We start from the raw sequence: 20454 nt of genomic DNA on the forward strand, positions 1-20454 counted from the left end.
CGATTCCGGGGAATCGGGGAATCGGCCAGGTCATTGCTTGTACATGCTACAGCACCCGATGGCGCAGCGCAGGCAGGTTCTGACGCACCTCGTCCAGGCGCGCGGGGTCGATCAGCCCGCTTACCACGCCTTCGCCTTCCGGCAGCACCCCCATCACCTCGCCCCAGGGGTCGATCAGCATCGAGTGGCCCCAGGTGCGCCGTCCGTTCTCGTGCTTGCCGCCCTGTGCGGCGGCCAGCACATAGCACTGGTTTTCGATGGCGCGGGCGCGCAGCAGGATCTCCCAGTGCGCCTGGCCGGTGGTGTAGGTGAAGGCGGCCGGCATCAAAATCAAGCTGGTGCCGCCGCCCGCCGCGAGCTGTCGGTAGAGCTCCGGAAAGCGCAGGTCGTAGCAGACCGACATGGCGACCCGCCCACAGGGCGCCTCGAAGCTGACCGGAGTCTGGCCGGCCAGGATGGTACGCGATTCATCGTAGCTTTCGCTGCCGCGGGTGAAGCCGAACAGGTGGATCTTGTCGTAGCGCGCCACCCGTTCGCCGCGCGGGTCGTAGGCGAGCGACGTGTTGTAGACGCGGGCTTCGTCCTCGCACCACAAGGGCAGGGTGCCGCCGACCAGCCAGATCCGGTGGCGCCGCGCGGCATCGGCCAGGAATGACTGGATCGGCCCGTCGCCGTCGCGCTCGCGGATGGCAACCTTGTCGCCTTCGCGCAGGCCCATCATGCAGAAGTACTCCGGCAGCAGCACCAGCTCGGCGCCGCCCTTGGCGGCCTGCGCGATCAGCGCGTCGGCGCGGGCCAGGTTGGCCTCAGGCGAAACCCCGCTGATGGTCTGGATGGCGGCGACGCGAAAAGGGGTCGCGCCGTGGGCCGCGCTGGGTGCTGATGCGGAGGCGTTTGCGGTCATGAAGCGGTTTCCTTGGCTTGCGGCGGCTGCGCGGCGGGGCTCGGACGGCGGGGCCAGTCGCTACGGTTATGGCGCCGGGTAGACACGATTGAACAAACCCTGCACGGGCGGCGAATCGGTCTTATTCTCCCCCACTTTGATGATCTGCGGGTTCGCCCAGCCACCGCTGATATGGTAGCGGCGGCTGAAGGCCTTGGAGAATTCGTCAGCAAACAGCAACTGCGCCGCCAGTGTGCCGATGCCGAGCGCGGGATTGATGAACGCCGCCGCTACCGAGGCGGAGGTGGCGTTGATGCGCGGCACTACCGTCACGTCCAGGTCCTGCGTTTCGCGCGGGATGTTCGCGCTGCCGGTCATCGAGGCGCGCAGTTGCCCACCCTTGAGCGCGAAGTCCTTGGTGCTGGCCACACCGTTCTCGATCGTGCCGATGCCGGTGATCTCGTCAAACACCATGCCCTGGCCCGCCACGCCGCGGAAGTCGAAGGTGGCCAGCCGCATCAGGCCTTGCAGGCTAAGCACGCCCAGCAGCTTGGCCGCGCCCGGGTCCACGCTGAGGATCTGGCCATTCTCCAGTTGCAGCTTCATCCGGCCCGACAAGGTAGGGTAGTCGATCGACAGCGGCGAGCCGCGCCAGCCGACCCGGCCTTCGAAGGTGCCATGGCCATCAGCCAGCATGTGGGGCAGGCCCATGCGTTCGAGCACCTGGCCGCCGTTGCGCACGTCGAGCTTGAAGTCGAGCAGCGTGCGGCGCTCGGCGGCAGCGCCCTCGCGCACCCGGCGCGGCAAGCGCCAGCTGCCGCTGCCGGTAAACGTGGCGCCCGGTTGCTCGATGACCAGACGGTCCAGCGTCCATACGGGCTCGCCGCCGTCTTCGCTGGAGCGCGCCTTGACCTCCAGCTTGCCGAAGTCGCGGCCGTGCAGTTCGAACCGATCGGCGACCAGGTCCAGCGCGGGCAGGTCGCCGGTGCTGCTGTCGAGCGGATCGCCGGCGCTGGCGGCGTCGCCCGTGTCGGGAATGCTCAGATGCGACAGGCGCAGCGTGAGCGCGCCTGCGGGGGTGGCCGCATCGCTGCGCCAGCGCAGTTTCCCCGCCACCTGGCGGGACTCGATCTGCATGCCCCAGCCAGCGCTCTCGCGGGTGGCCTCGAGCACGACATCGTCAAACTCGCGGCCAAAGGCGTGCAGCGTGCGCGTGCGCGCGGAAATGCGTTCAGGCAGATAGGCGGACACCGGCGCGGCATTGCCTGCGCTGGCCTTGCCGGCCTCCCCCAGCAGGGCGCGCCACGCGTCCAGGTCGAAGCGGCTGGCGGTGAGCGCCGCGGTGACGCCGCTGGCGGGCTGCGGCGCCGGCTGCTCGATGCCGATCCCTCCGGCTTGCACTTCCATGGCGTCGCCATTTCGGCGCAGCAGGTAGCGTGCATTGAGCACGTTGCCATACTGCACCAGCATCTCTTCGCTGCCGGCGCGGGCGGCTGCCGGGCGCAGCTCGAAGCGCATTGGCACGGGCTGCGCCGCGCTCTTGGCCATGGGGGCAGGCAGGTTCACCGCCAGCCCGGCCAGCTCCGATGCGACCGTGATCTGGGGCTGGTGATCGCGCACGCCGATCACGGCGCTGTAGGCAGTGCTGCCTTCCAGCTTCTGTACCAGCGCGGCCGCCGGCGAGGCGCCAAACGCCTCGCGGATGCCCTGGGCGGTGAGGTTGCCACCGGCATTGACCCGGATCGTGCCGTCGGGCTGGCTACCCCCGCCGGCGCGAATCTCGCCGCCCAGGAAGCGGGCGCGCAGGTCGTTGAGCTGGAAGCCGTGCTCGTTGAAGGCGACGACGCCGGTGGTGCCGGCCAGCACCGGCAATTGCGGGGTCAGCACCACCTCGTTGCCGGGCAGCCGGAACTGGCCGTCGACCTTGGTCGCATGCGCCTCGGTCAGCGGCAGGTCAAGCTTGAGCCGAAGCTCGCCGTTGCCCTGGGCGCGCATATCCGTCAGCACCTGGCCGGTCCAGTCGCGCACCGGGCTGGCGGCGACGAAACGCAGGAAGCCTGCCATCGACCCGCTGGCGCTGCCGTCCAGCACCAGGCGGCCATGCTCGCCGAGGTCTGCGATGCGGCCGTTGACGTCCTGCAGCGTGACGCCGGTGGCGCCTTGCACGCCGGCGCGCTGCGCGACGAACGACAGGCCGCCGCGCTCGAACAGCAAGTGGCCGCTGATGTCGGTGAAGTTCGGCCAGGCCTTGCCGCCATTGCTGGCGCTGGCGACGCTGCCCGCCGGCGCGCTCACATGGGGCGCGATCTGGTAGCTGACATGCTGGATCGGCACCTCGACCCGGAAGTCGCCGGCACCCTCGAACGGGCTGTGGAAGGGGAAGTGCTCCAGGTCGCCCTTGACCAGGAACTTGACGTCGCTGGCTTCGCCGCCGACCAGGGCGCCAGCCAGGTACTGGCGCGTGGAGGCGGGTATGCCCATGGGCAGGTAGCGCGGCACACGGCTGACCTGGGCGCGGGTCAGCTCGCCAGTCAGGTCGGCAATGCCGCCGTGCCCGTCGCCACCGGCGTGCCATGTGCCGCGTACGCTGCCGGCGGTATCCGCGTTGGCGAATTGCACGCCGTCGGTGCGCACCGCCAGCTTGCCGTTGTCATTGGTCCAGCGCACCTCGCCGTTGATCTGGTCGAACGACAGGCGCGGATCCTCGAACATGCCGGGCAGCATCAGCGCGGCATTGTTCCCTTCAAAACGGGCGCTGCCCTGGCGCTCGTCGAAACTGAAGCTGCCGGAGATCCGCGAAAAGCCCGGCACGCCCAGGTGCGGCTTGCCATTCGCGCCGACGGGCGGGTTGGCGGGCTGGCCAAGCACCGAGACGCTGCGCAGCGTGCCCTGCACGTTGAAGTGGCGCTGGCCATCGCGGCGGCTCAGCATGCCCTGGCGATCCCGGGTCCAGTTCACGTCCAGGTTGTCGACATGGCCGGAGGGCTGGAGCGCGCGCAGCTGGCGCGACAAAGCGGTGTCGAGCGGCAGCGAGGTGGCCAGCGCGCGCACGGTATTCAGGTCGAAGGTGGGTGCCTTGAGCGTGAACTTGCGCAACGCGCCCTTGTTGTCGGTGGCCCAGCCGACCACTACCTTGCGCATGCCTTCGCGCCAGGCGCCTTCGCCGCTGGCCAGGCCGGCGGCCGCGCTGGCGCCGCCGGGGGAGGCCGCTGCTGCGGAAGCCGCCTGCGCTTGCTGTGCCGGTGGCACGGCCGGCCCTTCCGCCGGCTCGGGCTGCCACAGCAGGGTGTCGATGGTGAGGATGTTGTCGCGGTCGCGCCCCGCGCGGTGCAGGACAAAGGCCTGGGCACTGGCGAGCTTGAGCGCTTCGGGTGCGCCGGAGAGCTTCAGGTCCACGCTGTTGGCGCGCAGCCGGGCCTGGCTGCGGGTGATCTGGCCGCCGCGAAACTCGATGGTGCCGTCGGTGCTGAAGGTGCCGCGCGTGACCCGGTCGAAGATCGCGAGATAGCGCTGCAGCACCGGGAGCTCCAGCCGGCCAAGGTCCCAGCTGGCTTGCCCGTACCAGTTGTGCCAGTCGCCGGTGCGGTGCAGGTATTCATGGCGGAAGTCCGCCTGCACCACCAGCGGGCGTGGCGCAAGCGTGGCCGATTGCGCTTCGAGCTTGAACGTGTGGCGCGAGCCGTGGCGCTGCACGCTGAGCTGGATATCGCCCACGTCCAGTTGCGGCAGTTTGTTCTTGTCGTCGAGCCAGCGCAGCTTGCCGTCGGTCAGCTCGACCTTGCCCTGGGACAGCAGCCAGTCGAACAGCCGGTTGTCCTGCGGCTGGGCACCGGTGGTATCCACGGCCATGCCGGCCACCTTGAGCTTGCCGTCGGCGGAGCGGCGGATCAGCAGGTCGGTCCGGCTGGCGGAGATCCGCTGGAACAGCACGTCCATGCTGAACAGGGAGCGCCATGACAGCTTGCCGTCAAGCTCGCCCGCCGCCAGCAGCACGCGCTGCTCGGCATCGACGGCCTTGACGTCGCGGGCATGGAAAGCGGGGTGCCAGCCATCCCAGTAGGTATCCAGCTGGCCGATGCTCAAATGGGCCGCGAGCGCCACCGAGCCGCGCTGCTCGAGCCAGGTGCGGGCGGCGGAGGCCTGCGGCCAGAGCACGAAGCGGATCAGGAGCCCGGCGAGCAGCGCCAGCAGCACCAGCGCCAGTGCCAGGCGCACCAGCACGCGTCCCAGGCCGCGCCAGACGGGATGGCGCAAGCCTGCGAGCAGGGCGCGGCCGCAAGCACGCACAAACGCAAGTGCGCGCAGGTTGCCTTGCTGCGGTGGGGGTGAGCCTGCACCGGCGGCCCCTTCGAGTGCCGGCGTGCCGCCGGCGGTGGCGGCGGAGGGATCGGCAGGTGGGGTGGCGCGGCTGGACATGCGCAGATTATCCGACAATACTAGGCGCTCTCCAATTCGGTGCCTGACCGGCCGTGCATAACGCGCGCGCCGGCCCAGGGCCGGCTCACGCGCTACCAAGTAACAGGAATGACTTCCACTGATCCGACGAGTTCCGCAGCCGCGCCCGATACTGCTGCAACCGAGAGCGCTGCCGGCGAACATGCGCCTGGCAACACTTCCAGCGCTGCCAGGCAGGCCGTGGCCGACATGGCCACCGGCCCGTTCTCGGTGGTGGCCGCCGTTGAACTCGTGCCGGTCGATTGCGCCGGCATGGCATTGTACTCGCCCGCCTATTCCCATTACACCCGCCGCATGGTGCAGGCCCGTCCCGAGCTGGCCGAAATCGTCGCGCTCGCGCGCGACCAGCCGCTCACGCGCGCCTGGATGGAGGCACGGCTCAAGGTCCTGCATGAGCCGTGCGCCGATGTGGACGACGCCATCAAGCGCGCGCTGCGCCGCTTGCGCGCGGAAGTGATGTGCGTGGTGATCGAGCGCGATCTGCGCGGGCAGTCGACGCTGGGCGAAGTCACCGGCGCTATGACGGATCTGGCCGAGCTCGGCATCCAGTACGGCCTGGCCATGCTGGAAGCGGACCTCGCCCCGACCTACGGCCGTCCAGTCGGGCAGAGCAGTGGGGAAGTCCAGGAGCTGGTGGTGGTCGGCATGGGCAAGCTGGGTGGCCGCGAGCTCAATGTGTCGTCCGATATCGACCTGATCTTCCTGTACGACGAAGACGGCGACACGCGCGGCGGGCAACGCAGCCTGTCCAATCACGAATACTTCATCCGCCTGGGACGGCGCCTGATCAACCTGCTGGCCGACGTGACCGGAGACGGCTACGTGTTCCGCGTCGACATGCGCCTGCGCCCCAACGGCGACGCCGGGCCGCTGGCCTGCAGCTTCGGCATGCTGGAGCAATACCTGATGGTGCAGGGGCGCGAGTGGGAGCGCTACGCCTGGATCAAGGGCAGGGTGGTGTCGGCGCTGGATACGCCGCATGCGCAGCGTACCGCCGCGCAACTGGCCAGCCTGACCACGCCCTTCGTCTTCCGCCGCTATCTCGACTACGGCGTGATTGCGGCGATCCGCTCGCTGCATGCGCAGATCCGCGCCGAGGCGGCCAAGCGCAGCGGCGGGCTGGCGGCGCCAGGCGGCGGCCAGCGCGTCAACCAGCGTGCCTTCAATATCAAGCTCGGCCGCGGCGGCATCCGCGAGATCGAGTTCATGGCCCAGGTCTTCCAGCTGATCCGCGGCGGCCAGGACCCGGCGCTGCGCATCCGGCCCACCCTGGAGGTGTTGACGGTGGCGGTGGAGCATGGGCTGTTGCCTGCGGGCCAGGCCGAGCAATTGGCGCACGCCTACCGCTTCCTGCGCCAGCTAGAGCACCGCCTGCAGTATCGCGACGATGCCCAGACGCACCACCTGCCAACCTCGGAAGAGGAGCAGCTGGCAGTGGCGAAGATGATGGGCTGCGCCGACTGGCCGGCCCTGCTCGAGCGGCTGGCATCGCTGCAGGATCCGGTGGCGCAGCAGTTCGAGGCCACCTTCTCGGACCCCGATGAAGCGCACGCGCCGTGCGAGGCGTTGTGGCCGGCGCTGATCCAGGAAGAACAGGATGAACCGCCGTGCGAACGCCTTGCCTCAGCCGGCTTCAGCGATTGCACCGGGCTGCTCGACCGCCTGCGCGCCATCGGCGGCTCGCTGCGTTACCGCGCGCTGTCCGAGCCCAGCCGGGTGCGCTTTGACCTGCTGGTCAACCGCGCGCTTGACCTGGCCTCGCGCCAGGAAGATGCCGACCGCACCATCGCCCGCTTTGTCGATTTCCTGGATGCCATCAGCCGCCGCGCGTCCTACCTGTCGCTGCTTTCCGAGTACCCGCAGGCGATGGCGCGCGTGGCCGACACGCTGCACGCATCAAGCTGGGCCGCCGCCTACCTGACCCGCCACCCGCAACTGCTCGACGAACTGCTCGACAGCGACGCCCTGGCGGGCGCGCCCGACTGGGCTGGCTTTCGCAGCCGCCTGGCCGCGCGCCTCGACGCGGCCGACGGGCAGATCGAAGCGCAGATGGACATCCTGCGCCGCGAGCACCACGCCGAGACCTTCCGCATCCTGTTGCAGGACCTGCAAGGCATGCTGACCGTCGAGCAGATCGCCGACCGGCTGTCGGACCTGGCCGATGCCATGCTCGAGGTGACCCTGCAGGCCGTCTGGCGCCAGCTGGCGACCCGCCATGCCGAGCAGCCGCGCTTTGCCGTGATCGCCTACGGCAAGCTGGGCGGCAAGGAGCTGGGCTATGCCTCCGACCTCGACATCATCTTCCTCTACGAGGACGAGCACGAGCGCGCCCCGGATGTCTATGCCGCCTACGCGCGCCGCCTGATCACCTGGCTGACCAGCCATACCGCCGCCGGCACGCTGTTCGATGTCGACACGCGCCTGCGCCCCAACGGCGAGGCCGGGCTGCTGGTGACCAGCTTCGAGGGCTTTCGCCGCTACCAGCAGCGCGAGGGCGACAACACCGCGTGGGTGTGGGAGCACCAGGCCCTTACCCGCGCGCGTTTTTGCGCGGGCGACCCCGAGATCGGCGCGCATTTCGAAAGCCTGCGCGACGAGATCCTGCGCCAGCCGCGCGACGCCGCCACGCTGCGCGGCGAGATCGTCGCCATGCGCCACAAGGTGGCCGATGGCCATCCCAACCCAAGCGGATTGTTCGACCTCAAGCATGATCGCGGCGGCATGGTCGATATCGAGTTCACGGTGCAATACCTCGTGCTGCTGCACAGCCACGAGCATCCCGCGCTCACGCGCAATGCCGGCAATATCGCGCTGCTGCGCACGGCCGGAGAAATCGGCCTGATCGATGCCACGCTGGCGCGCGAAGTGGGCGACGCCTATCGCCTGTTCCGTGCCCGCCAGCACCAGCTGCGCCTGGACGGGCAGGTTCACGCACGGGTTGCGCCGGCCGTGGTGGCGCAGCAGGCGGAACACGTGCGCACCCTCTGGCAAGCGGTGTTCGGCGAGCCGGTAGCCGCCGGCGGCAAATGAACGTGCAGGCGGCTGGCGCGGCGCGCCGGCCGGGATGGCCCGGCATGCTGGCCGTACTGGCGCTCACGGCCGCCCTGGGTGCTGCTTTTACCTTTATTCCGTGGCTGCATGCGCACGGGCTCTATCTGCGCGATGCGGTCATGGGCCAGGGCGTGGCGGGCCAGTGGTGGCGCCTGCTGACGGCAATGTGGGTCCACCTTGGCTGGCGGCACTGGCTGGCGGACCTGCTGGCCGCCGCGGGCCTGTTCCTGCTGATTGGCCGCGAGGAGCGCGCCGGCGCGATGTTGGCGGTCCTGTTCGCCTGCGGCGTAGCCGTGCAACTGGCGTTGTGCCGGGTGCCGTCGGTGGGCTGGTACGGCGGATTGTCCGGCGCGTTGCACGGGTTGGCCCTGTGGGGCGGGCTGCGGCTGCTCTATGGCAGCGGTGTGTCGCGCGTGCTCGGCGTGGCGCTCTGCCTTGGCGTGTTGGTCAAGACCTGGCTTGAGCAGTCGTGGCTCGCGCCCGTGGTGTTCGACGCGCAGTGGGGGTTCGGGGTCGTGCGCATCTCGCACGCGGCCGGCGCGCTGGCCGGCCTGGGGCTATGGCTGGTGCAGGAGTGGTGGCAGCGCCGCCGGGGCGAGCCACTGGCATAGGCGCGCTGACAAGGGGCGCTGACAAGGGGCGCGGCCGGCGCAGGCCGGACGGTGCCCCTCGGTCGCCGCGAATTCAGCGCGGTTTCAGCGCGACCGCGCCGGGCGCCGGCGGCGTCCGACCCAGTTCAACAGCGAGCCAAGCGCGCCCAGCCCGAGCGCGAGCGGCCACGAAACCGCGCCGCCGCCGCCACCCGAGGAGGTGGCTGGCGCGGCGGGCGCCGGCTGGACCACCTGCGTGCCGGCGGCCACGGCAGCATTGGCATCGAGCAGGCCCGCGCCGCAGATGCCGGCATTGGCGGGGGCCGTGCAATACGTGCCAGCCGGATGGGGCCGTGCCGAACTCTTCAAGGTGGCAAGCACCTGGGCGGGCGTGAGCGCCGGGTTGGCGGCGAGCATCAACGACACCACGCCCGATACCAGCGGCGCGGCAAAGCTGGTGCCTTGCGAATTGATGACGTTGTAATTGCCAAGCGAGGTGGTGCCGTCATTTGACAGGGTCCGGATGAACGACTCCGCCACCGAGCATTTGCCGCCCGACACCTTGGAGTTGCCGCAGCCGCCGCCCGGCGCGCTCAGCGTAACCTGCGGTCCCACATTGGCATAGCTGGCGTTCTCGCCGTCATTGGCATGTGCCGTTACGGCGACCACGCCGGTGCAGTCGGCTGGCGCCTCGACCGCGCCGGCGCTGTTGCCCGTGGCGGCAACCACTACCACGCCATTTGCGGCGAGGTCGGTCACGGCTTGCTGCTCGATGCTGGAGCAGGTCCCGCCGCCCAGGCTCACGTTGATCACGCGCGCCGGGGTGGGGTTGGCCGGCGCATTGGGTACGGAGAGGCCGCCGGCCCAGCGCATGCCATCCACGGTGTCCGAGAGCAGCGCGCCGCAGCGGCCGGAGACGCGCACCGGCTGGATGCGGGCGTTCCAGTCCACTCCGGCGATGTTCACCCCGTTATTGGTGAGTGCGCCGAGCGTGCCTGCCACGCGGGTACCGTGCCAGCTATTGTTGGTTGCGGTCGTGGTCGGCGTGGTGGTGCCTGGGCAGGTGAAGCCCGCCGGCACGCCGTCGCCGGCGTCGGTGGCATCGGCGTCCCGGCCATCGCCGTCGTTGGCGATCTTCGGATCGGTAATGAAGTCATAGCCGGGCACGATGCGGCCGGCGAGATCAGGGTGGGGCAGGTAGCCGGTATCGACCACGGCGATCACCAGGCTGCTGCTGCCGCGCGTGCGGTCCCATGCGGGCGGCAGGTTCACGCCGCCCACCACCTGGGCGGGGGTGCCGAGGTAGGGCTGGTTGAGCGCGAACTCGGGATCGTTGGGCACGGTGTCGTGCAGCCGCAGCCAGCGGTCCGGCACCACTTCCGCGATGCGCGGATCCCGGCGCAGCCGGGCGGCGGTACCTTCAGGGTCGGCGGCATCGCTGCCGGAGACGCTCAGCAGTTGCAGGCTGCCACCCATCTGGCGCTTGACCGAGAGTGCCACGCCGGTGCTCTGGCGCACGCTCAGCATGCGCTCGGACAGGCCGCTGGCAGCGGCGCTGTCACTCGCGCTGGTGGCGTTCGCGCCGGTGGTTGTGCTTGTGCTGCCGTCACGCCAGCGCACGATGAAGTTGCCGGTGTAGTGCGGCGCGGGGCGCGCGGCGGGGTCGGGGGCTGCGCTGGCTGCGGTCGGCGCACCCAGCCAGAGGGCGGTGGCCAGCAGCAGTGCCGCATGGGACGCCACGCGCCGCGTTTCGCCAGATCGAGATGGAAGCTGCTCCTGCATGTCTACGTTCTCCCGTTGAGCCCGCTTCGGACTGACCGCGGTTACAGCATTCAATCTTCAGCTTTCAGCCTTCAACGTCCAAGCCATGCATTCCGTCGACAGGAATCGGGCCGCTGCGGGATTCAGCTCGCGGGCATGTCGCGGCCGACGGGCTGGGTGCGGTTCGGCTTGAGCACACGGTCGGGTTCGGCCAGCTCGATGCGAGGGGAGCTGCGCAGTGTGGCAAGCGCCTGGTCGATCGTGGCATCGGCCGACGCGGAGATCGCGGTGACCAGCCACACGCCGCCCGACATGGGCCGCTTGACGACGAAGCGGATCGGCCCGGCAATCGACGCCAGCAAGCGATCGGCGTCTTCGGACACGGTGACGGGCGGCGCGGAGAACCGCACCATGATATCGCCTACGGCGCGATCGGCGCTGATGCTGTTGAGCGGTGGCGCAGACGGGCGCTGTTGCGCCTGGCAGGCGGTCAGGGCCAGCAAGGCCAGCAGGCCGCAGGCGGCGGTGATCCGCAGCGGGCGAGCCAGTGAGCGGGAGTGTGGCTGTTTGCCGAGTGACATGGGGAAACTCCTGAATGGTTACGGGCCAGGGCGCAGGCTGTCAGCCTGCGCTGCGCCGCGAGCGGCGCGCCTCCCGGGCCGTGCCGGTGGTGCCGCGCAGGCCTTGCGCGAGCATCTCCTCGGCGTGTTGCACTGTGGTGGCCGTCACGGTGGTCCCACCCAGCATGCGTGCGGTTTCGACCACGCGGCCGGCGGCGTCGAGGGCGCGAATGCGCGAGCGGGTGACCGAGCCTGTGCCGTCGCGCTGGCTGGTCTCCTTGCTGACCAGCAGGTGGGCGCCGGCCTGGGCGGCCACCTGCGGCAGGTGGGTCACGCACAACACCTGGCGGGCGCGGCCAAGTTCCTGCAGGCGGCGGCCCACCACCTCGGCCACCGCGCCGCCGATGCCGGTGTCGACTTCGTCGAAGATCAGGGTGGGGGTGGGCGCGGCCTCGCTGGTAATGACGGAAATCGCCAGGCTGATCCGGGCCAGCTCGCCGCCCGACGCCACTTTGGCCAAGGGGCGCGCGCTGACGCCGGCATGGCCTGCCACCAGGAATTCGACTTGTTCCAGACCGTGGCTCTGCCCTTCGTCGAGCGGGTGCAGCGCCACCGCGAAACTGCCGCCCGCCATGGACAGGCCCTGCATGGCATCCGTCACGGCGGCCGACAGGCTTTCGGCCGCCACCTTGCGGGCAGCGCCGAGGTGCTGGGCGATGGTGAGGTAGGCGGCACGGGCCGCGGCCTCGCGCGCCATCGCCTTGTTCAGGTCCTGGGCGGACTGGAGGTCGTCCAGTTGCTGGCGGCGCGCCATCAGTTCGTCCGGCAGCTGCTCGGGCGGCATCCGGTACTTGCGCGCGGTGGTGTGCAGCGCCTGCATGCGCGCCTCCACCACCTGCAAGCGTTCGGGGTCCAGGTCGATCCGGTCGACGTAGCGGTTGAGCGAGTGCGCGGCCTCCTCGACCTGGACCAGCGCTGGGTCCAGCGCTGCCAGTACGTCGCCCAGCGCGGGGTCGACGTCAGCCATCTGCCGCAGGCGCTGCACCACGCTGTTCAGCCCGGACAGCACCGAGCCATCGGCCTCGGACAGCGCCTCGAGCGCGGCGCGGCTGCCCTCGATCAGCCCGGCGGCGTGCGACAGCCGGTTGTACTCGGCCTGGATGTCTTCCCATTCGCCCGGTTGCGGCGCCAGCTTCTCGAGCTCGCCGACCTGCCATTCGAGCCGCTCGCGTTCCAGCTGCATCTCGCGCGAGCGGTGCTCGACGGTTTCGCGCTGGCGCACGCACGCGCGCCACGAGCGCCAGGCTTCGGCTACCGCACCGGCCTGCGCGGTGAGTCCGGCATGGGCATCGAGCAGCAGGCGCTGGGCGTCCGGGCGCAGCAGCAGCTGATGGGCATGCTGGCCGTGGATATCGACCAGGCGGTCGCCAATGTCGCGCAGCTGGCCCAGCGTGGCGGCGGCGCCATTGATAAAGGCCTTGCCGCGCCCGCTGGCGTCGACCGTGCGGCGCAGAAGCACCGTGCCTTCGTCGCCGGTGAGCTCGTGTTCGGCCAGCCAGGCGTCGAGCCCGGCCGGGGTGGAAAAGGTGGCGCTGATGCTGGCCCGGGCGGCGCCTTCGCGGACCACGCCGGCGTCGGCGCGCTCGCCCAGCACCAGCGCCAGCGCGTCGATCAGGATCGACTTGCCGGCACCGGTCTCGCCGGTGAAGACGGTGAAGCCCGGGGAGAAGTCGAGGTCGAGGGTATCGACAATGACGAAATCGCGGATGGACAGGCTGCGCAGCATCGTGGTCGACGGGTCGGGGCTGGGTGATGTCAGGGGACGGATCTGGGCCGGATCGGTGCGGGCCGGGGCGGATCAGAGCCGGTTGTCTTCGCTCGGGTACTCATGCCAGTGCAGCTTCTTGCGCAGCGTGGCGTAATAGTTGTAGCCGATCGGGTGCAGCAGGTCGACGGTCTTGGCCGAGCGCCGCACCACGATGCGGTCGCCGGGCAAGAGCGAGGTCAGCGACTGCATGTCGAAGTTCACGCTGGCGTCACGCGCCGTGGCGACCTCGATCGACACTTCGGCGTCGTGCGGCAGGACGATCGGGCGGTTGGACAGCGCATGCGGGGCAATCGGCACCAGCACCAGGCCCGACAGGGTCGGGTGCAGGATCGGGCCGCCCGCCGACAGCGCATAGGCGGTCGAGCCGGTCGGCGTGGAGACGATCAGGCCATCGGAGCGCTGGTTGTACATGAAGTGGCCGTCCACCGACACCGCCAGCTCGACCATGCCTGAAATGCCGGAACGGTTGACCACGACGTCGTTGAAGGCCAGCGCGGAGAAGATCACGCCATCGTCGCGCACCACCTGGGACTCCAGCAACATGCGGGTCTCGGACTCGTAGCGGCCCGCCAGCATGTCGGGCAGCACCGAATGCACGTCCTGCAACGGGATGTCGGTCATGAAGCCAAGGCGCCCGTGGTTCACGCCGATCAGCGGCACCGGGTAGCCGGCCAGCTGGCGCGCCAGGCCCAGCAGGGTGCCGTCGCCGCCGAGCACCACCGCCACATCGGCATGCTTGCCGATCTCGTCTGGCGCCAGCGCCGGATAGTCGGTCAGCCCGGTGGCCAGGGCCGTGTCTCGCTCGAACACCACATCCTGGCCATTCCTGAGGATACAGGCGGCCAGCTCTTCCAGCGGGCCCTCGATGCCGGCTGTGGCGTACCTGCCGATCAGGGCGACGGTGCGAAATGGGGCGCGCGCGGCGCCGGGCTTGGGGAGCGAAGACATGCCGGGATTAGACCATACCGCCGTGACCATTGTCAGCAGGAGGGCGCTTGGCGCCGGGCCGGATCGCCGATGAGCCGCCCGAATGGTGAAAACTTGCGTAAAATCAGGAGCATCATGGATGAACGTGCGAAAACGCTTCTCAAAACCCTCATCGAGCGCTACATCGCCGAGGGGCAGCCCGTGGGCTCACGGACCTTGTCGAAGTACTCGGGTCTCGACCTGTCTCCGGCCACCATCCGCAATGTGATGTCCGACCTGGAGGAAATGGGGTTCATTGCCAGCCCGCATACCTCGGCCGGGCGTATCCCCACGCCGCGCGGCTACCGGCTGTTCGTGGACACCATGCTGACCGCCCAGCCGCTGGATGGCGCGCTCAACCTGGCCGAGCTGACCGGCAAGATCCGGGGCCAGCTGCACGGCCAGCAGCTCGGGCCGCAGCGGATGATCACGTCGGCGGCGCACACCTTGTCCAACCTGTCGCAGTTCGCCGGCGTGGTGATGACCCCCAGGCGCGCCCAGGCGTTCCGGCAGGTCGAATTCATGCGGCTTTCGGACAAGCGCATCCTGCTGATCATCGTCACCCCCGAGGGCGACGTGCAGAACCGCATCATCCAGACCGAGCTGCCGTATTCCCCGTCGCAACTGGTCGAAGCCGCCAATTTCATCAATTCGCACTTTGCCGGCATGAGCTTCGACAATGTGCGCGACCACCTGCGCGGCGAGCTGCAGGCGCTGCGCATGGATATGTCGCAGCTGATGCAGGCCGCAGTGGAGGCGGGAAGCAGTGCCATGGCCGAGGGGGAAGACGACCACGTCTTCATCTCGGGCGAGCGCAAGCTGCTGGAGGTGGAAGACCTGTCCTCCAGCATGGAAAAGCTGCGCCGCCTGTTCGACGTGTTCGAGCACAAGACCGGCCTGCTCAAGCTGCTCGATGTCTCCAGCCATGCCCAGGGCGTGCAGATCTTCATCGGCGGCGAGAGCAAGCTGGTGCCGCTCGAAGACATGGCGGTCATTACCGCGCCCTACGAAGTCGACGGCCAGATCGTCGGCACGCTCGGGGTGATCGGGCCGACCCGCATGGCCTACGAGCGGGTGATCCCGATCGTCGACATCACCGCGCGCTTGTTGTCCAGCGCACTCAGCCAGAACTAGTGTTGGCCCGGCCCGGTCTCACAAACTGCCTGTTCCCCTCATCCTGTAAGCTCGGCGAGACCTGGCGGCCGCGCGCCCTGTGCCCGCGCCGCCCCGCCACACCGGAAATTACATGACGTTCACCCCTGAACCGGCCTACCAGCATGGCCAGGCGCCGCGCACGGCCATCCTGCTGATCAACCTTGGCACCCCGGATGCGCCAACGCCGAAGGCGGTCGGCAGCTACCTCAAGCAGTTCCTGTCCGACCCGCGCGTCGTGGAGATCCCACGTGCGGCGTGGCTGCCGCTGCTGTACGGCATCATCGTGCCGCTGCGCTCGCGCGCCTCGGCGATGAAGTATGAGTCGATCTGGCTGCGGGAGGCGCATATGACGGGTTCCCCGCTGCTGGTGCACACCGAACGCCAGGCGCACGCCTTGCAACTGCTCCTGAACCAGCAGGGCCATGAGGTGACGGTGGCGTGCGCCATGCGGTACGGCAATCCCTCGATCGGCTCGGTGCTGGAAGCGCTGCGCCGCCAGGGGACCGAGCGCATCCTGCTGCTGCCGCTGTATCCGCAATACTCCGGCACCACCACGGCGACGGGCTTCGACGAGGTGTTCCGGGTACTCAAGCGGTGGCGAAACCAGCCGGAGCTGCGGCTGGTCAAGCATTTCCACGACCATCCGGCCTATATTGCGGCCTTGCACCAGCAGGTGGGGGCATACTGGGCGCAGCATGGCACGCCGGATTTCGCGCGGGGCGACAAGCTGATCCTGTCGTTTCACGGCGTGCCGCGCCGCACGCTGGAGCTCGGCGATCCCTATCATTGCGAGTGCCTCAAGACCGGGCGCCTGCTGGGCGAGGCGCTGGGCCTGCAGCCCGGGCAGTACCAGGTCACCTTTCAGTCGCGCTTTGGCAAGGCGGAATGGCTGCAGCCCTATACCGCGCCCACCCTGCAGGAGCTCGGCAAGGTCGGCACCGCCCGGGTAGACGTGTTTTGCCCGGGCTTTCCGGCTGATTGCCTGGAGACGCTGGAAGAGATCGCCATGGAAGGGCGCTCCGGGTTCCACGTGGCAGGCGGCAAGGTGTTCCACTACATTCCTTGCCTCAACGATGCGGAAAGCTGGATTGCCGGGCTGGCGGAGATCGGCTTGCAGCACTTGCAGGGCTGGCCGCTGCGGCTGCCGCATCCGCATGAGCTGGAGGCCCGCCGCACGCACGCGCAGACGCGCGGCGCCGCAGCATGAGCGCGGCGCTGCCCAACGGATGGAGGTGACGACATGAGCGTATCTTTCGAGGCCGATGCCCGCCTGCGCATCGACAAATGGCTGTGGTGCGCGCGCTTCTTCAAGACGCGCTCGCTGGCTGCGGAGGCGGTGGACCGTGGCAAGGTGCAGGTCAACGGCCAGGCGTGCAAGAATTCGCGCGAGGTCAAGCCGGGCGACACCGTCGTCCTGGAGGCGCACCAGCAACGCTGGGAAGTCGTGGTGAAAGGGATTGCGGGGTTACGCGGCTCGGCCGCGGTAGCCCAGACGCTTTATGCGGAAACCGAGGCCAGCGAGGCGCGCCGGCGGCAGGATGCCGAGAACCGGCGGCTTAACGTGGAGCCTGCATCGCAGCTGCAGGGGCGCCCGACCAAACGCGATCGCCGCCAGATCGACGGCGTCAGGGGGTGAGGCGCACGGCGATCCAGGCTGTACGGACTCACCCGGCTGGGTCAGCGAACGTAGGGAATGATGTAGTGTTTGAATACCGCCTTGCCACTGCCGTACTCGGTGTCTCGCGGCGTGAAGGCGCCGGAGAGGCAGATGAAGACTGTCATCACCGATAATGCGGCGAGAAGGAAGACCGTCAGAACAGGCAGCTTATGCATGGCTAACCTTTCGAAAGTGGCCCCACTTGAGTTGCATCGTCGACCCCGTTATTTTTGTCATTTTTATACGGTTTCATCTTAGGGGGTGCGCTGCAGCAAAGCAATATGACCCCTATTTCCGTAGACCCCGCTTTGTAACCTTGTGTTTCAGTGCACTATCGCGGTGCGCTCTTGAAAATCCGGGGGCCTGCCACCAATTGCAGGCTACATTTGCCGATTGACCACCCGGCGGCCTGCACCAGGCAGGCCGCGCCTTTGTTTTATACGGATCGACATGGAAGAACAGAAGCAGACGCCATCCACCACGCCGCCGCTCACGCCAGCCAGCGAGGAGCTGAACACCGCCCCGGCCGGCCAGGCCGAGAACGCCGCCACCGTGGACGTGGCGGCCCAGTTGGCCGCGCTTGAAGCCAAGGCCAAGGAGAACTACGACATGTTCCTGCGGGCTACCGCGGAAGGCGAGAACATCCGCCGCCGCGCCCAGGAAGATGTCGCCAAGGCCCATAAATTCGCCATCGAGACCTTTGCCGACTACCTGCTGCCCGTGATGGACAGCCTGCAGGCGGCACTGGCCGACGGGTCGGGCGATATCGCCAAGCTGCGCGAAGGGGTCGAACTGACCGCCCGCCAACTCGTCAGCGCCTTCGAGAAGGGCAAGATCGTCGAGCTGAACCCGGTTGGCGAGAAGTTCGACCCGCACCGCCACCAGGCCATTTCGATGGTGCCGGCGCCGCAGGAGCCGAACACCGTGGTCACGGTGCTGCAGCGCGGCTATACCATCGCCGATCGCGTGCTGCGCCCGGCGCTGGTCACGGTGTCCGCGCCCAAGTAAGCGCCACCACTTTGCGGTCCGCCCGGCGGGCTGGCACAAGCAACGCCCGGTGCCGCTGGCCCGGGCGTCTGTCATTGCTGGAGACGTCTATGCCCTCAAAGCCAGACAATGCCGCCACGCCTGACACCACCGTGGATCCGGCGGCGCACCTCGACCACCTCGACCATCGTGCCTTCGACGCGTTCGGCATGCGCGAGGTGGACGGCGCCGGCATCGATGGCGCTATCGCCGCCGCAGGCGATGCACTGGTCTGCGTGTTTTTCTGGGGCGTAGACTGCTTCAATTGCGAGATGGCTAAGAAAGCCATGCTGGCCAATCCAGACCCGCTGCGGGCGCTGGAGCTGCACTGGCTGCACGCCAACGTCTATGCGCACCCGGATATGGGCAAGCGATTCGGCCTGCACGGCATTCCGGTCTTCATGTTCTTCCACAAGGGCAAGAAGCTGGGGCGGGCCACCGGCTGGCATGGGCAGGGCCAGTTTGCCGCGGCGGTGGCCAACGCGCGGCTGAAGGCCAGTGGCAAGCCGCTGGCTGGTTAGGCGCGTAAAGAGCGTCAGCGCGTCAGCGTGACAGCGCATATCCCAGCCGGAATTGCCAAGGCAGCTTGCGGTTGTAATCCAGCAAGCTCTCGCCATAGCCGATGAAATAGCCTGCCATCAGGTAACCCGCCGTGCCGGGGATCAGCCTGGCCAGCGGATACGTCACCGATGCGTCGACGCTGCCGTAATACTTCTGCGTGCCTTTGCGCAGGGTGGTGGCGAATTCCCATGAGTCCGGCTTGCCGTAGGCCAGCTTCAGGTCCATGTAGCCGCGATAGCTGGCAATGTCCGAGTTGTCGTTCTTCTCGATGTAGTAGTACAGCTTGGGCGACACACTCCAGTGCCAGTTGCTCATGTCCCCCAGGTAAAACGTGGGTTTGACGAACACCGTATTGATGCTGCGCGACTGGGCGCCATCGCGGCCATTCGATTCATGCTCCAGGCCAGCCGCGAGCGAAAGCCGGCTGATCACGCGGTTCTGCACGCCGGTATCCGACAGGTAATAGAACAGGCTAGGGCGGTAGTTGGTGTCGCGGAAGGGCCGTGAGTCGCTCGACAGATCCCACAGGGAGAACTGCGTGTAGCCGAAGTACAGGTTCTCAAGCAAGCCGTGCGAAGCCGGATTCTCGCCTTGGTAGATGCGGAACTTGAAGCTGAACTGGAACTTGGCGTTGGCCCCGCCATGCGCCCCGACCAGGAAGTACATCGGGTCGTTGAAGGTCAGCCGGCCCTGGTCGCGCAGGTCTGCCGGGACGGGTGACGCCTGGCTGGCGGCTGCTACGGGAATGACGGGCACAACCGGCGCTGCAGGGGTGCTTCCTTCGGCGCTTGTGGCGGGTGCCGGGGTCGCCGCGACCTGGGCCGATGGCGGATCGTCGGCGCGCGGGGCGCGGTTGAGCGTGACCAGCACAGGCGCGGCGTCGATGTCCACGGGATCGAGTCGGACCACGCCGCGCAGGTTGGGCGGCAATGGCGCACTGTACTCGACGGTGCGGTGCTCGCCCTTGCGCAGCTTGATCGTCGAGGGGCCCGCAGTGGCGCGCCGCATGCTGAGCCTGACAGGGGCCTGCAGATCGGCCGAAGCCGTGACGTCGATCGCCTGGGGGACCAGGAAGCTGCGGCTCGCGCCGTCAGCGCTCAGCAACAAGGTCAGGGTCAGGGGCTTGGTGCCGTCGACCACCTTCGGCGGTTGCAGCAACGCCACGGCGGCGTGGCTAGATAGCGGCCCGGCGGCCACGAGGGCGAGGGCTAGCAGGAGCGCAGGCGGCTTGGCCGTGGCGCGGCAGATCTCGGGCTTGAGCGTGCTGAGCATGGGAGGCGGTAGCGCATCCTCGTGAGGAGGTGATGCGCACGCGGCAGGAGATTGTGACGCGGCACAGCCTATCACGTGCCTATCACGCCATGCGCCAGATTTTTGTGATGATTTGTACTCAACCAATCTGGAGCTAGTACGTCACCTAGCGGGTGGCGCGGCGCTGGATCGAGGCAATGTATTGCTCGCCATCCGGCGGCATGCCGGTGCGTTGCGCCTGCCAGAGCATTTCGCCGAGGCATTCCATGACCTGATGCTGCGCTTCGTGCGGTGAGTCCAGCCGCTGCGCCAGGGATTCGTAGGCGCGGCGGATGCCGGGGGGCTGGTCAATGGAAACCTGCTCGGAAATCGACAGGTGCATGGCCAGGTGCAGGAAGGGATTGGTCTGGCCACCTTCAGGCGTGTAGTCCTGAGTCAGCGCGCCCTCCGTGTCGGTGAGCAGGCTGTGATACTCGGGATGCTCGCCGATCCAGTCGACGGCAATGACTTCGAGGGGGGTGAGGACGCTGCCTGCGCGTTGCTTCTGCCAGGCTTCGCAGAAAAAACGGCGGACTTCTTCGCGGGAGGGATTGAACATGATGGCGCTATTGTAAACGAGCTCTTCCACTGCTGCAGTGCAGCGCAAACCGGCCTCGCTCCAAGCTGACCGAATCGGCTTGCCAGCCACTAAAATGCGGCGTTGCCCGGCG

16 protein-coding genes are annotated in these 20454 nt (G+C 68.3%); 7 read left to right on the forward strand and 9 right to left on the reverse strand.

Going from position 1 to position 20454, the window contains the following annotated elements; translation table 11 throughout:
* Positions 1-46: 46 nt before the first annotated feature.
* Entirely contained in the window at positions 47-904 is an 858-nt protein-coding gene (locus tag A9975_RS28420; RefSeq protein WP_183035652.1) for a carbon-nitrogen hydrolase family protein, read from the reverse strand.
* Positions 905-970: 66 nt separating this feature from the next.
* Entirely contained in the window at positions 971-5299 is a 4329-nt protein-coding gene (locus A9975_RS28425; protein WP_183035653.1) for a YhdP family protein, read from the reverse strand.
* A gap of 228 nt (positions 5300-5527) precedes the next feature.
* Between A9975_RS28425 and glnE the strand changes: the two genes are divergently transcribed.
* Together glnE and rrtA are read left to right on the forward strand one after the other, a co-directional pair.
* Positions 5528-8368 (forward strand): bifunctional [glutamate--ammonia ligase]-adenylyl-L-tyrosine phosphorylase/[glutamate--ammonia-ligase] adenylyltransferase, encoded by a 2841-nt coding sequence (gene glnE / locus A9975_RS28430; RefSeq protein WP_370565706.1) that lies wholly within the window; start codon positions 5528-5530, stop codon positions 8366-8368.
* A complete protein-coding gene (rrtA, locus tag A9975_RS28435) occupies positions 8365-9000 on the forward strand; it encodes a rhombosortase (RefSeq protein WP_183035655.1) in 636 nt (211 codons plus the stop codon). Before glnE ends, rrtA begins: the two co-directional genes overlap by 4 nt.
* Positions 9001-9084: 84 nt before the next feature.
* Here the strand turns inward: rrtA and A9975_RS28440 are convergent, their stop codons facing one another.
* From A9975_RS28440 to A9975_RS28455, 4 genes are all read right to left on the reverse strand, one after another.
* Positions 9085-10761 (reverse strand): S8 family peptidase, encoded by a 1677-nt coding sequence (locus A9975_RS28440; RefSeq protein ID WP_183035656.1) that lies wholly within the window; start codon positions 10759-10761, stop codon positions 9085-9087.
* Positions 10762-10883: 122 nt separating this feature from the next.
* Positions 10884-11321: a hypothetical protein gene (locus A9975_RS28445; RefSeq protein WP_183035657.1), complete on the reverse strand. Its 438-nt coding sequence runs from the start codon at positions 11319-11321 to the stop codon at positions 10884-10886.
* A 40-nt stretch (positions 11322-11361) separates the two neighbouring features.
* The gene (recN, locus tag A9975_RS28450) at positions 11362-13086 is read right to left on the reverse strand and encodes a DNA repair protein RecN (RefSeq protein WP_183035658.1); all 1725 of its coding nucleotides are present in this window, start codon (positions 13084-13086) and stop codon (positions 11362-11364) included.
* 72 nt (positions 13087-13158) lie between these two features.
* Positions 13159-14076 carry an NAD kinase gene (locus A9975_RS28455; RefSeq protein WP_183035659.1) on the reverse strand — a complete coding sequence of 306 codons (918 nt, stop codon included), beginning with the start codon at positions 14074-14076 and terminating at the stop codon, positions 13159-13161.
* A 114-nt stretch (positions 14077-14190) separates the two neighbouring features.
* On the opposite strand from A9975_RS28455, the gene hrcA reads away from it, so the two are divergent.
* The 3 genes from hrcA to A9975_RS28470 all read left to right on the forward strand — a co-directional run bounded on the left by hrcA (position 14191) and on the right by A9975_RS28470 (position 16885).
* The gene (hrcA, locus tag A9975_RS28460) at positions 14191-15228 is read left to right on the forward strand and encodes a heat-inducible transcriptional repressor HrcA (protein WP_150983818.1); all 1038 of its coding nucleotides are present in this window, start codon (positions 14191-14193) and stop codon (positions 15226-15228) included.
* 112 nt (positions 15229-15340) lie between these two features.
* The gene (hemH, locus tag A9975_RS28465; RefSeq protein WP_183035660.1) at positions 15341-16456 is read left to right on the forward strand and encodes a ferrochelatase; all 1116 of its coding nucleotides are present in this window, start codon (positions 15341-15343) and stop codon (positions 16454-16456) included.
* Between the two features lie 33 nt (positions 16457-16489).
* Complete coding sequence (locus A9975_RS28470) at positions 16490-16885, forward strand: RNA-binding S4 domain-containing protein (RefSeq protein WP_183035661.1); 396 nt, start codon at positions 16490-16492, stop codon at positions 16883-16885.
* Positions 16886-16926: 41 nt separating this feature from the next.
* Here A9975_RS28470 and A9975_RS28475 read toward each other — a convergent pair whose 3' ends face one another.
* Positions 16927-17082 carry a hypothetical protein gene (locus A9975_RS28475; protein WP_006160162.1) on the reverse strand — a complete coding sequence of 52 codons (156 nt, stop codon included), beginning with the start codon at positions 17080-17082 and terminating at the stop codon, positions 16927-16929.
* A gap of 274 nt (positions 17083-17356) precedes the next feature.
* Between A9975_RS28475 and grpE the strand changes: the two genes are divergently transcribed.
* A complete protein-coding gene (grpE, locus tag A9975_RS28480) occupies positions 17357-17914 on the forward strand; it encodes a nucleotide exchange factor GrpE (RefSeq protein WP_174422852.1) in 558 nt (185 codons plus the stop codon).
* A gap of 89 nt (positions 17915-18003) precedes the next feature.
* Positions 18004-18453, forward strand: coding sequence for a thioredoxin family protein (locus tag A9975_RS28485; RefSeq protein ID WP_220810928.1), 450 nt, complete (start codon positions 18004-18006; stop codon positions 18451-18453).
* Positions 18454-18475: 22 nt separating this feature from the next.
* Here the strand turns inward: A9975_RS28485 and A9975_RS28490 are convergent, their stop codons facing one another.
* The gene (locus A9975_RS28490) at positions 18476-19765 is read right to left on the reverse strand and encodes a phospholipase A (RefSeq protein WP_183035662.1); all 1290 of its coding nucleotides are present in this window, start codon (positions 19763-19765) and stop codon (positions 18476-18478) included.
* Positions 19766-19910: 145 nt separating this feature from the next.
* The gene (locus A9975_RS28495) at positions 19911-20342 is read right to left on the reverse strand and encodes a DUF1841 family protein (protein ID WP_043351469.1); all 432 of its coding nucleotides are present in this window, start codon (positions 20340-20342) and stop codon (positions 19911-19913) included.
* Positions 20343-20454: the final 112 nt, after the last annotated feature.

Origin of the sequence: Cupriavidus sp. UME77, from assembly GCF_014170355.1 — a bacterium.
GTDB classification, from domain to species: domain Bacteria; phylum Pseudomonadota; class Gammaproteobacteria; order Burkholderiales; family Burkholderiaceae; genus Cupriavidus; species Cupriavidus basilensis.